Source organism: Exiguobacterium sp. UBA3491, from assembly GCF_002377745.1.
Lineage (GTDB): Bacteria > Bacillota > Bacilli > Exiguobacteriales > Exiguobacteriaceae > Exiguobacterium_A.
The window spans coordinates 118,348-130,686 of the sequence record NZ_DFQK01000003.1 but is presented as its reverse complement, the minus strand read 5'-3'; the positions used below and the strand labels follow the sequence as shown (position 1 = coordinate 130,686).

Below are 12,339 nucleotides of genomic sequence, written 5' to 3'. Positions count from 1 at the left end.
AATGAATCGTTTAATCATCTGCTGTCCTTGTGGTGTTCCGACGGATTCAGGATGGAACTGGATTCCGAATGTCGGATGTGTCTTGTGCTCGAGCGCCATGATCGTCCGGTCATCCGTTTCTGCTGTGATGACGAGCTTCGTCGGTAAGTCGTTTCGAGCGACGATCAGCGAATGATAGCGCATGACCTCTAACGTTTCCGTCATGTCGTCGAAGAGTTGTCCCGATTGTCGAATCATCGATGTCTTCCCGTGCATGATGACTGGTGCTTCGACGACGCGTCCCCCGAATGCTTCGCCGATTGCCTGATGTCCGAGACAGACACCGAGAATCGGTACTTGCCCCGAGAATTGACGAATCAGATCGATGCAGATGCCAGCATCAGCCGGACGGCCAGGACCGGGTGAGAGGATGATACCGTCCGGTTTCATCTCGCGTAGTTCTTCGATGCTGACCGCATCGTTTCGAATGACGTGAACGTCCGTATAAACGGATGCGTATTGGTATAGGTTATAGGTAAAGGAATCATAATTATCAATTAGGACGATCATTTCCAAACCTCCAGTAGTGATTTCGCTTTGTGTAACGTCTCCTGGTACTCAAGTCGTGGAATCGAGTCGTAGACGATACCAGCCCCTGCTTGAACAGAAGCGACACCATCCTTGATCACCATCGTCCGGATAGCGAGAGCAAAATCCATATTCCCCCGAATGTCGAAATAGCCAACAGCTCCAGCGTATACTTCTCGTTTGACCTGTTCGTACTGGTCAATCAACTGCATCGCTCGAATTTTCGGAGCTCCTGTGACCGTCCCAGCCGGTAGACAAGAGACAAGTGCGTCTGCTCCAGTCTTCCCGTCTGCTAACGTCCCTTCAACGACGGAGACGAGGTGCATGACGTTCTTGAATCGTTCGATTTGCATGAAGCGTGTCACTTCGACGGTACCAATCTGACAAATCCGTCCTAAGTCGTTGCGTCCAAGATCGACGAGCATCCGGTGCTCTGCCCGTTCCTTTTCATCGTGAAGCAACTCTTCTGCTAGCCGTTCATCTTCCTCTGTCGTCTTTCCCCGGCGACGTGTGCCGGCAATCGGATTCGTCGTCACTCGATCCCCTTTGACTTGGACCAAACTTTCCGGGGAGGCCCCAAGTATGATTGCTTCGCCTAAGTCGATATAAAAGAGATAGGGACTCGGATTATCCTTGCGGAGCTTCCGGTAAAACTGGAATGGGTCACCCGTAAACGTCGCATCGAGGCGTTGCGAGAGAACCAGTTGGAAGACGTCTCCTTGGCGAATATGTGTCTTCGCTTGCTCAACTAGCCCTTCAAACATCTCTTGATCCATCAATGGTTCATAGATGACATCCTGGAGTGGTCGCTCGATATCCGTTCGTTCTCGCGGTTGCTCGAGTTGCGCTTTTCGTTCTGCTAAACGTTGACGAAGGACGTCACGATCAGTGATGCCGCCAAGTGACGTTTGAATCAAATGAACACGATGTTCGAGATGATCGAACAGGATGATTTGGTCGTAGACGGCGAGCAGCGCGTCCGGTAATTGGCGCGTTCGTCTCGGAATCGCTCCGAGTGTCTCATACGCCCGCATCATATCGTATCCGACATATCCGATCCCGCCTGCTAAAAACGGAAGATCTTCTTCGACGCCCTCCCGGAGGATCATTTGTTGCATCAGCCGTACTGGATCACCTGTTTCTTGTGTCAATCGACCTGTCTTCAACTGTTCCCGTGTCACGGTTCGTCCTTCTGCGCGGATCATTTCCACCGGATCGACACCGATGATCGAATACCGTCCATGATCCGTATGCGCTGAACTTTCAAGCAAGCATTTCTGTGTTCCACTCAGTTGTTGGAAAATCATGATTGGCGTCATCTCGTCGCCGTTTAGTTCAAGTTGTTCGATGATAAGTGTGTCTGTCTGAACCATCCCTGTTCGCCTCCTAGAATAAAAAAAGTCCCCCACACAGCTATGCTGTATGGAGGACGATGATCTCGCGGTGCCACCTCTCGATTGGAACGGTTCGACCGTTCCCACTCTGTCTGATGCGTCTAAATAAGAGACATCATAGCCTACGATAACGGGGGCATCCGTCGTGACATACTTCTTCGTTCAGCCACGCTCTCATGAGACCATTCACGAAACCTCGCCGTACGGAAGTCGCACCATTCTTCCGCTCTCTGAAACGCCGATGTTGTCTCGCTACTTAACTCACTCTACGATTTATTCGATTCGATTGTATACGAAAAGGGTCTTCTCGCCCATTCATGTAGAACATGAAGGACGGGAAGACCCGCGGTACCACCTTCGTTGACGATGCTGACACCGTCCCCTTTGAAACGAACCGGACCGTTGTCCTGATTCGTCGACCCCGATAACGGGAGGAACCCGTCAGAGCCTACTACCCATTGAAGGGATTCGGTCTGAAGCTCAGAAGACCATTCGCTTGTTGCCCGATACTGATTCGCACCACCCATCAGCTCTCTTGAATCGTTTCACAAGTTACTTCTCTTCGTCTTTGCTATCGTGTGTTGAATTGTTTCTTATATTACGATGCTTCTACTTCCCTGTCAACTGGAAAATCTCAGTATAAGGAAAGTTGGTTTGGATCGATGGATTCGAGCGCTTGTTTGACAGTTTGTAGGAACTGTCCGGCGACGAGTCCGTCGAGCACCCGGTGATCGATCGACATACAGAGGTTGACCATGTCGCGTGCTGCGAACATGCCGTTCACCCAAACTGGACGTTTGACGATTGATTCAACGGATAGAATCGCCGCCTGCGGGAAGTTAAGGATCGGTGCTGATTGGATTGAACCGAATGAGCCCGTATTGTTGACCGTAAACGTCCCGCCCTGCATCTCTGCAGACGACAACGTGCCGGCTTGTGCCCGTTTCCCGAAGTCATCAATCGCGCGTGCGATCCCTTTGATGCTTAGTTCATCCGCATTCTTGACAACTGGTACGAACAGAGCGTCCTGTGTCGCGACAGCAAGTGATAGATTGATCGCTTTCTTTTGAATGATCTTATCTCCCGCCCATGTCGAGTTCATGATCGGATGTTTCTTCAATCCTTCGACCGTCGCCTTCATGAAGAACGGCAAGAACGTCAATTTGACCCCTTCTTGTTTGAAGAACGCATCTTTATGACGATTACGTGCTTCGACCAAGTTCGTGACATCGACTTCAATCATCAACCAGGCGTGTGGCGCTTCGTGTTTCGCGCGAACCATGTTCGAAGCGATTGCTTGACGTACGCCGGCAGTTGGAATCTCGATGTCGCCTGTTTCAGTCGCTTGTGGTGCGCTGACCGGACGTTTTGGTGCGGATGGCGCTTCTGTTGGAGGCGCTACCGGAGCCATTTTCGCTTCCGGTTTTGGTTCAGTTGTTTGTGGTGTAGGAACAGCGCCGGACTCAATCAGTTTCAACAAATCTTTCCGAGTAATCCGCCCGCCGGCTCCTGTACCCGTCACTTGTTCGAGATCGATGCCATGCTCACCCGATAGTTTCAAGACTGCTGGTGAATAGCGCTTTTTCATCGAAGTATCAGCCGTCGTTGTCTCTTCGACAGCCGGTACTTCTTGTTCAGTCGCAGCGACTTCCGTTGATCCCCCGTTGACTTGCATCGTGACGATTGCGTCACCGACTTGCAACGTATCGCCTTCTTCTGCAAGAAGTTTTTCGATCACACCATCAAACGAAGATGGGACTTCTGCCGTTACTTTATCAGTAATGACTTCTGCAATCGGATCATATTTTTTGACAGTGTCACCTGGTTTGACCAGCCACATCGAAATCGTTCCTTCAGTAACGCTTTCCCCGAGTTGTGGCATCGTAAGTGTTTCAGTCTTCATCGGTCAGTTCCCCCTTAGTATGCGTGTAACGTCCGGATTTTATCTTCAATTTTCTCACTTGAGATGTTGAAGAACTTCTCCATCGTCGGAGCGTATGGCATCGCTGGTACGTCTGGACCACAGAGTCGTTCGATTGGTGCATCAAGATCGAACAAGGCTACTTCTGCAATGATCGCCGATACTTCACTCATGACGCTACCTTCTTTATTATCTTCCGTGACGAGCAAGACTTTCCCCGTCTTTTTCGCTGCTTCGACGACTGCTTCGCGGTCGATTGGATAAACAGTCCGCAAGTCAAGGATGTGAACATCGATTCCGTCTTTTTCAAGACGTGTTGCCGCCTCGAGTGCCATATGGACACACAGTCCGTAGGTAATAATCGTCACGTCTTCGCCCTCACGCTTGACGTCTGCTTTACCGATTTCAACCGTATAATCGCCTTCAGGGACATCTCCCTTCAATAGACGATAGCCCCGTTTATGCTCGAAGAACAAGACCGGGTCATTCGAACGAATGGCTGCCTTTAGCAATCCTTTCGCATCGTATGGATTAGACGGGATGACGATCTTCAGACCTGGCGTCGAGTTGAACATCGCCTCGACCGATTGGGAATGATAGAGCGCCCCGTGAATACCACCACCGAACGGTGCGCGGATGACGATCGGACACGTCCAGTCATTGTTCGAACGGTATCGAATCTTTGCTGCTTCACTGACGATTTGGTTGACCGCTGGCATGATGAAATCAGCGAATTGCATTTCAGCAATTGGACGCATACCGTACATCGCAGCTCCGATTCCGACACCAGCAATCGCACTCTCAGCGAGTGGTGCATCGATGACACGTTCTTCTCCGAATTGTTCAAGCAACCCTTGTGTCGCCCGGAAAACACCACCACGGACACCGACATCTTCGCCGAGGATGAAGACGGACTCGTCGCGCTCCATCTCTTCTTTGATTGCACTATTGATCGCTTCGATTAAACTTAACGTCGTCATTTCGTTTCCTCCTCGTCGTACACGTAACGTAATGCATTTTCTGGTGCATCGTAAGCCGCTGCTTCAGCATACGCCGTTGCTTCATCGACTTCTTTCTCCATCGCTTGTTCGATTTCAGTCGCTGTTTCTTCCGTCAAGACACCCATTTCAATCAGACGCGCACGGAAGAGTTTGATTCCGTCACGTGCTTTTAAGGCATCGAGTTCTTCAGCAGAACGGTATGATTTATCGTCATCATCGGATGAGTGTGGCACGAGACGTTCGACTTCAACTTCGATTAAGGTTGGACCTTCTCCCCGTAATCCACGTTCGCGTGCTTCTTTGACGACTTTGAAGACAGCAAGTGGATCAATACCGTCCACTGTATATCCTGGCATACCATAGCCAATCGCCCGGTCAGCAACGTGTTTAGCTGACAGCTGTTTCGAAAGTGGTGTCGAAATCGCGTATTTATTGTTTTCACAGAACAAGATGACAGGAAGCTTATGAATTCCGGCAAAGTTTGCTCCTTCATGGAAATCACCTTGGTTTGAAGAACCTTCACCGAACGAGACGTAAGCAACGAGTGGCTCCTTACGCATCTTCGCAGCCAGTGCAATCCCAACAGCATGTGGTACTTGCGTCGTAACCGGACTTGAACCTGTCACGATGTTCAAGGCACGTGAACCGTAGTGTCCTGGCATTTGGCGACCACCTGAGTTCGGATCTTCTGCTTTGGCGAATGCCGATAGCATGATATCGCGTGACGTTTGACCGAAGTGCAAGACGACACCTAAATCACGGTAATACGGCAAAATGTAATCTGTTCCTTTTTCGAGTGCGAACGCTGCACCGACTTGAGCCGCTTCTTGTCCTTGACACGAGACGAGGAAGGGAATTTTACCTGCTCGGTTCAACTTCCACATCCGTTCATCGATTTTCCGCGCACGGACCATCGTTTCGAACATGTGAATCGCGTCTTGTTCCGTTAATCCGAGTTCTACCAATTCTTTGAATTCTATCTTTTCCATCCGTAATTCCTCCTTAGGCGTGAACCGCAAGTCCGTCGACTGCAAGTGCTGCTTCTCCAAATGCTTCTGATAAGGCCGGGTGCGGATGCACGAGCTGTCCGACTTCCCATGCCGTTGCATTGAGTACGAGCGCTAACCCACCTTCACTAATCAGTTCCGTTGCTTTTGGTCCGACGATGTGAACGCCGACGAGATCATCTGTCTTCGCATCCGAGACAAGCTTGATGAAGCCTGCTGCTTCTCCTTCAATCCGCGCTTTTCCTAACCCATTGAACGAGAAGCTCCCGACCTTAACGTCCATTCCGGCACGTTTCGCTTCGTCTTCCGTTAAACCGACCGATGCCGCTTCCGGTACGCTGTAGATACAACGTGGTACGAACGCATATTCAAGTGGTGTCGTCGTTCCGTTTACGATCGCCTCGACTGCTTTGACGCCTTCTGCTGACGCGACGTGCGCGAGTTGCAAGCGACCGATGACATCGCCGATTGCATAGATATGTTGATCCTTCGTCCGGAAATGGTCATCCACTTGGATGAAGCCATTTTCGACGACGATATTTGTGTTTTCGATTCCGATACCTTCGACATTCGCCATCCGACCGATGGCGACGAGCAACTTATCCGCTTCAAGCGTCGTCTGTTCTCCGTTACGGTCGATCGCGATCGATACGCCGTCTTCTGACATACGGAACGTATCACTTTGTGCAGCTGCGCCCGTATGAATCTTGACGCCCCGCTTTTTTAATTGGCGGGCGACTTCACGACTGACTGCCGCATCTTCTGTCGGTAAAATCCGGTCGCTGAATTCAACGACCGTTACTGCGACGTCAAAATCTGTCAACATCGATGCCCATTCGACACCGATGACGCCGCCGCCGATGATGACGATTGATTTTGGCAAATCTGCCATATCGAGCGCATCATCCGAACTGAGGATATACTCTGAATCAAAAGCAAGACCGTTCAGTGGACGTGGACGTGATCCTGTAGCGACGATCAATTGGCGTGGAAGAATCAACTCGCCTTCGCCTTCTTCCGGCTCGACACTGATTGTTCCGGGCATCGGTGAAAAGATACTTGGTCCAAGAATCGAACCCCGACCATGAAAGACTTCAATCTTTCCTTTTTTCATCAGGTGCTGAATGCCTGCCTCTAATCCATCTACGATCTCTTGTTTACGTTGTTTGACCTGTTCGAATCGTAAAAACGATTCCGGTACGTCCACGCCATATGTAGTAGCGTGTTTGACCGTCTGATAGACTGCTGCTGATTTCAAAAAGGCTTTAGAGGGGATGCAGCCACGATGTAAGCATGTCCCGCCTAATTTTCCTTGTTCTACGATTGCTACCGACTTCCCGGCTTGTGCTGCACGGATCGCGGCGACATATCCACCGGGTCCTCCACCTAGGACAACGACGTCGAATTCTCTAGCCATGTTGGTTCGCCTCCATATTCCTTAACTTCCTCTTCCCCACGTAATACACGCAACACTCCTTCTGCGAGCGCCTGCAACTCATCTTCACCAGGACTACGCACGACTTGACCAAGGTGGGCGACGCGTTCTTCGATCACACGCGTCAACCGATCACTATAAGCAAGTCCGCCTGTTAGAATGATCGCGTCGATCTGACCGAACAAGACAGCACTTTGACCTGCGATTTCTTTCGCGATCCGGTATGCCATCGCGTCATATAACAATGCCGCTTTTTCATCGCCTTCTTCAATCCGGCGCTCGATCTCAACCGCGTCAAACGTACCTAAGTGCGCAACAAGTCCGCCTGATCCAACGACCAGACGCTTCATCTCTTTAAGTTTATACTTGGTACTATAACATAGTTCTACTAGTTGACCAACAGGTAGCGACCCGCTTCGTTCTGGCGAAAACGGTCCTTCTCCATCGAGTCCATTGTTGACATCGATAACACGCCCCTCATGGTGTACGCCGACTGTAATGCCGCCACCCATGTGTGCAATGATCAGGCGCAGTTCCTCGTATGGACGTCCGATTTCCTTCGCGTACCGTTTCGCAACAGCTTTCTGATTCAAGGCATGGAAAATACTTTTTCGTTCAAGTTCAGGTAAGCCTGTAATACGCGCAATCGGTTCTAGTTCGTCAACGACAACCGGATCAACGATAAATGATGGGATGTCGAGTGTCCGAGCAATCTCATCCGCAAGGAGTCCACCGAGGTTCGATGCATGAACGCCAAAAATACCGCTGAGTAAGTCTTCTCGCATTTCTCTGTTGACCGCATACGTACCGCTGACAAGCGGTCGGAGTAACCCACCACGACCCACGACTGTAGTAAGCGCTTTCAAATCAATCTGTTCTTCAGCTAACACTTCGAGTACTACATGACGACGCATCTCCAGCTGCGCTGGAAGCGGTCCTCTGACCGCTTCAGCTGGATGGCGTAACGTCTTCGTGAACACCGGGTTTGATCCTTCGAAGATACCGATCTTCGTCGACGTCGAACCGGGATTGATCGTCAAAATACGTTCGCTCATGGATATCCTCCTCTGATCAGCCACGTGATCCTAGAATGTTTTTATCACGACGCAAGAATTGGCTGCGAGCACTGCGCATCGTTGCGATACGCTCTTCTGCCATTTTCTCAGCCGCACGATATGTCGGTAAATGATCGCGTTTTGCGATTTCAAATACTTTCGTGACCGCATCGTAGACGAGTTCAACTTTTTTCATGGCACGATCACGGTTGTATCCGTCGAGTTCATCGGCAACGTTGATGACACCACCCGCATTGATGACGAAGTCGGGTACGTATAAGATATCGCGTTCTTCGAGCATGTCACCATGACGGTCTTCTTTGAGTTGGTTATTTGTTGCACCAGCGATGATTTTGGCTTTCAATTGTGGAATCGTTTCATCGTTTAATGTCGCACCGAGGGCACATGGCGCAAAGATGTCCGCTTCGACGCTATAAATGTCTTCTGGTGCGACGATCAAGGCACCGAATGCTTCTTCTGCACGTTGCAGTGCTTCTTGATTGATGTCCGTGACGATCAGTTTCGCCCCTTCTTCATGCAAATGACGGCATAGATTGAAGGCAACGTTACCGACACCTTGGATCGCAATCGTTTTTCCACCAAGTGAATCTGTTCCGTACACTTCTTTTGCTGCTGCTTTCATACCACGGTAGACACCGTATGCCGTAACTGGTGATGGGTTACCACTTGATCCGAATGCTGGGCTGACACCAGTGACGAAGTCCGTCTCCATATGGATGTAATCCATGTCTGCAACCGTCGTATTGACATCTTCTGCTGTAATATAACGACCGTTCAGTGACTGGACGTAACGTCCGAATGCCCGGAAGAGTGCTTCTGATTTTTGTGTCTTCGCATCGCCGATGATGACAGCTTTGCCACCACCAAGGTTCAAACCAGCGGCTGCATTCTTATACGTCATCCCTTTTGATAAACGAAGCGCATCAATCAATGCTTCTTCATCTGATGCATAATTCCACATACGAAGTCCACCGAGTGCCGGTCCGAGTGTCGTGTCATGAATCGCGATGATTGCTTTTAATCCAGATACTTTATCGTGGCAAAAAACGACTTGTTCGTAATCTTCCATCTCCATTGTTTCAAAGATACTGAAGCGTGATTCTACATTTGTTTCGACCATTTTAAGTTCCTCCTCAGATTGTTTGTTTTACTTTTTTCGTCTGTTGAGCATTTAATAGCGCAAAGGCTAGTGAGTACATTTTTGCTTCTGCTGTATCGGCGCGGCTTGTCAATACAACTGGAGCCCGTGCTCCAACGAGAATCGCCGCCACCGAGGCATGTGCGAAATACATGAGCGATTTGTAGATGACGTTCCCGACTTCGATTTGCGGAACGACGAGTAAATCCGCCTGCCCTGCTACGTCTCCCGTCAAGCCTTTTTGCTGGGCAGCGGCGAGATTCACGGCATTGTCGAGCGCGAGTGGTCCGTCTACAAGGCAATCCTTGATTTGACCACGTCGGTTCATTTGCGTCAGTAGGGCAGCGTCTATCGTTGCCTGCATCGTCGGATTGACGACTTCGACAGCTGCTAAGACTGCGACTTTCGGTAATCCGTACCCTAGCGCTCGTAAGGCGGAGACACCGTTTTCGATAATTTTTACCTTATCTTCGAGTGACGGTTGGATATGAATCGCTGCATCGGTCAATCCGATCGCTGATTCACGCCCTGGTACTTCGAACAACGCGACATGCGACAGGACATTCCCTGAACGCAGACCCGTTTCTTTGTTCAAGACAGCTTTCATGAACGTCGCTGTCGGAACAAGACCTTTCATCAAGACGCTCGCATCCCCTTTACGAACGGCATGAGCAGCACGTTCTGCCGCTTCTTGTGATGAAGAGGTGTGAGTAATCACGAACTGCGACTCTCGTAATGTCCGTTTTTGAATCATCTGCTGAATCCGTGTCGCATCCCCGAACAAATGAAAACGCGCTAAATCGTTTTCAATTGCTAATGCGACAGCATCCATCACTTCTTCGTCATCCGCAGCTGCAATCGCAACGACGGAATCTTCGAGTCGAGCTGCTTGCTCGACCATTTCACTGAATCTCACTGTATTCCCCCCTTACCTGTCATACATAATTAGTAATAGCAATTTTCGTGCCAATTCAAAAGAGACGGTAGGATAAGCAAGAACGTCTTTAATTTTGCACGCTTTTGCATTTTTTGCAATATATTGCACGCAAAAATTTGCGTTTCATGAATAAATGTTAAATCGTTCCACTTTGTAATAAAGTGCCCGAAGAGAAATCCCAAGTTGTTTTGCGGCTTCTGTTTTGTTGCCGTTAAAAGCAGTAAGCGCTTCCCGGATCAACCGTTCTTCGACGTGAGACATCTCGTCGGATAAATGTTTGATTTCCTTTTTCTGTCTCGTCGTGACTTTTGTTGTTTGTGGCACGACAAGTTGAAGATGTCCTTTTCGTAACACCGTTTCTGTTTTATCCGTAAAAATCAACGCGCGACCGATGACATTTTCAAGCTCGCGGACATTTCCTTTCCACGGTTGCTTCTTCATTGCTTCGAGTACATCATCCGATATCCGTCCGACCGATCGTCCATAACTTTGATTCAATTTACGGAGTAAATGTAAGGTTAATGGTACGATATCATCCGGTCTCTCACGTAGTGCCGGTATGTGAATCGGTAAACGATTGATCCGGTAGTAGAGATCCTCTCGGAACTCATTCATGATGATTTTTTGCTCTAGATTCGCATTCGTCGCCGCGATGATCCGGACATCGACTGGAATTGCCTTTGTGCCACCGACACGAACGACTTCATTCTCTTGTAGCACCCGTAACAGTTTGGCTTGGACATCAAGTGGCAGCTCGCCGATCTCATCTAAAAACAGCGACCCTCCGTGTGCTTCTTCGAAGTATCCCGTCTTGCCGCCACGCCGTGCTCCTGAAAATGCGCCTTCCTCGTAACCGAATAGTTCACTTTCGAGTAACGTCGGTGCAATCGCCGCACAATTGACACGGACGAATTGTTCGTATTTACGTTCGCTCGCTGCATGGATCGCATGTGCGAACAGTTCTTTACCGGTTCCGGATTCACCGCGAATCAAGACGTTGACTGGCATCGTTGCCGCAAGCTTCGCTTGATCGACGACGAAGCGCATTGCTTCACTCTCGGCGATGATATCATCGAATGTATATTTAGCTTCGAGTGTCCGGATTTTTTGTCGCGCTGCCTTTAATTCTTTTGCTAGAGCCTTCATTTCCGAAATATCTCGAATGACCCCAACGGAACCGCGGACTTGTCCATCGACGATGACAGGTGCCGCGTTGACGATGATATCGCGTTGATCTTGTCCGATCTTCATACGAACATCTCGCACGTTCTCGCCCGTATTCAAGACTTTCAAATGAACGGATTCCTGCATTCCGATATCGGCACTTGCCGGTTTTCCGACGACGTCTCGCTCCGTGAAACCGGTCATGCGCGTATACGCTGGATTGATCAGCATCGTCTGTCCGTCTTGATCGGCGACGGAAATCGCTTCGCTCGTACAATGAATGATTGCTTCGAGCATTTTCTCTTTTTCAGTCAGACGCTCAAGTAATACTCTGACGAATTCACCCGGTAAGACCGCCGCTCCCGGAAAATCATGGATTAATTGTTCGAGTACGCCACTTTCTCCCGTAGCGTCAATGATGAAATCGACGTCTGCTCCTTCGAATGCTGCCCAGTTCGTTTCGATCCGAATGTCCGCGCGCCGTGCAAGCGCTACCCCAGGCGCCTCCATGTTTGGATCAACAAGACCAATGACCGTTAATAGTGGTGAACGTTGAAATGCGTGCAAGACCTCTGTTCCCCCTTGACCTGCTCCGACGACGAGTAGATGATGCATATAAATTCCCCCTTTGAAACTGCTTACATTTCTATCCTACTCGGAATAAAAAAGGGAAGCAAACCCGATTCGCAGAACGGTCGA

General features: G+C 49.7%; 10 protein-coding genes and 2 other annotated features. All 10 genes read right to left on the bottom strand.

What is annotated here, in order from left to right:
- The coding region (locus B4F99_RS01120; protein ID WP_290754842.1) for an anthranilate synthase component II at window positions 1-549 on the bottom strand (549 nt) is incomplete at its 3' end.
- A complete protein-coding gene (gene trpE, locus B4F99_RS01115; protein ID WP_214855107.1) occupies window positions 546-1,940 on the bottom strand; it encodes an anthranilate synthase component I in 1,395 nt (464 codons plus the stop codon). The genes trpE and B4F99_RS01120, both read right to left, overlap by 4 nt.
- Before the next feature lie 49 nt (window positions 1,941-1,989).
- Window positions 1,990-2,239: a binding site (T-box leader), on the bottom strand.
- Window positions 2,240-2,287: 48 nt separating this feature from the next.
- Window positions 2,288-2,539, bottom strand: a binding site (T-box leader).
- Window positions 2,540-2,595: 56 nt separating this feature from the next.
- The gene (locus B4F99_RS01110) at window positions 2,596-3,864 is read right to left on the bottom strand and encodes a dihydrolipoamide acetyltransferase family protein (RefSeq protein WP_290754839.1); all 1,269 of its coding nucleotides are present in this window, start codon (window positions 3,862-3,864) and stop codon (window positions 2,596-2,598) included.
- 14 nt (window positions 3,865-3,878) lie between these two features.
- Window positions 3,879-4,862 carry an alpha-ketoacid dehydrogenase subunit beta gene (locus B4F99_RS01105; RefSeq protein WP_214855101.1) on the bottom strand — a complete coding sequence of 328 codons (984 nt, stop codon included), beginning with the start codon at window positions 4,860-4,862 and terminating at the stop codon, window positions 3,879-3,881.
- Window positions 4,859-5,872, bottom strand: coding sequence for a thiamine pyrophosphate-dependent dehydrogenase E1 component subunit alpha (locus B4F99_RS01100; RefSeq protein ID WP_056060235.1), 1,014 nt, complete (start codon window positions 5,870-5,872; stop codon window positions 4,859-4,861). The genes B4F99_RS01105 and B4F99_RS01100 overlap by 4 nt, the downstream gene beginning before the upstream one ends.
- 13 nt (window positions 5,873-5,885) lie before the next feature.
- A complete protein-coding gene (lpdA, locus tag B4F99_RS01095) occupies window positions 5,886-7,307 on the bottom strand; it encodes a dihydrolipoyl dehydrogenase (RefSeq protein ID WP_214855098.1) in 1,422 nt (473 codons plus the stop codon).
- Window positions 7,277-8,380, bottom strand: a complete 1,104-nt coding sequence (gene buk / locus B4F99_RS01090; RefSeq protein WP_290754834.1) for a butyrate kinase — start codon at window positions 8,378-8,380, stop codon at window positions 7,277-7,279. Before buk ends, lpdA begins: the two co-directional genes overlap by 31 nt.
- 16 nt (window positions 8,381-8,396) lie before the next feature.
- Window positions 8,397-9,521: a Leu/Phe/Val dehydrogenase gene (locus B4F99_RS01085; RefSeq protein WP_290754832.1), complete on the bottom strand. Its 1,125-nt coding sequence runs from the start codon at window positions 9,519-9,521 to the stop codon at window positions 8,397-8,399.
- A gap of 13 nt (window positions 9,522-9,534) precedes the next feature.
- Complete coding sequence (gene yqiS, locus B4F99_RS01080) at window positions 9,535-10,455, bottom strand: phosphate butyryltransferase (protein ID WP_214855093.1); 921 nt, start codon at window positions 10,453-10,455, stop codon at window positions 9,535-9,537.
- Between the two features lie 144 nt (window positions 10,456-10,599).
- Window positions 10,600-12,255, bottom strand: coding sequence for a sigma 54-interacting transcriptional regulator (locus B4F99_RS01075; protein WP_290754830.1), 1,656 nt, complete (start codon window positions 12,253-12,255; stop codon window positions 10,600-10,602).
- Window positions 12,256-12,339 lie beyond the last annotated feature (84 nt).

Coding starts and splice junctions, on each gene's coding strand:
- trpE (WP_214855107.1), bottom strand. CDS start 1,940: ATGGTTCAGACAGACACACTTATCATCGAACAACTTGAACTAAACGGC.
- B4F99_RS01110 (WP_290754839.1), bottom strand. CDS start 3,864: ATGAAGACTGAAACACTTACGATGCCACAACTCGGGGAAAGCGTTACT.
- B4F99_RS01105 (WP_214855101.1), bottom strand. CDS start 4,862: ATGACGACGTTAAGTTTAATCGAAGCGATCAATAGTGCAATCAAAGAA.
- B4F99_RS01100 (WP_056060235.1), bottom strand. CDS start 5,872: ATGGAAAAGATAGAATTCAAAGAATTGGTAGAACTCGGATTAACGGAA.
- lpdA (WP_214855098.1), bottom strand. CDS start 7,307: ATGGCTAGAGAATTCGACGTCGTTGTCCTAGGTGGAGGACCCGGTGGA.
- buk (WP_290754834.1), bottom strand. CDS start 8,380: ATGAGCGAACGTATTTTGACGATCAATCCCGGTTCGACGTCGACGAAG.
- B4F99_RS01085 (WP_290754832.1), bottom strand. CDS start 9,521: ATGGTCGAAACAAATGTAGAATCACGCTTCAGTATCTTTGAAACAATG.
- B4F99_RS01075 (WP_290754830.1), bottom strand. CDS start 12,255: ATGCATCATCTACTCGTCGTCGGAGCAGGTCAAGGGGGAACAGAGGTC.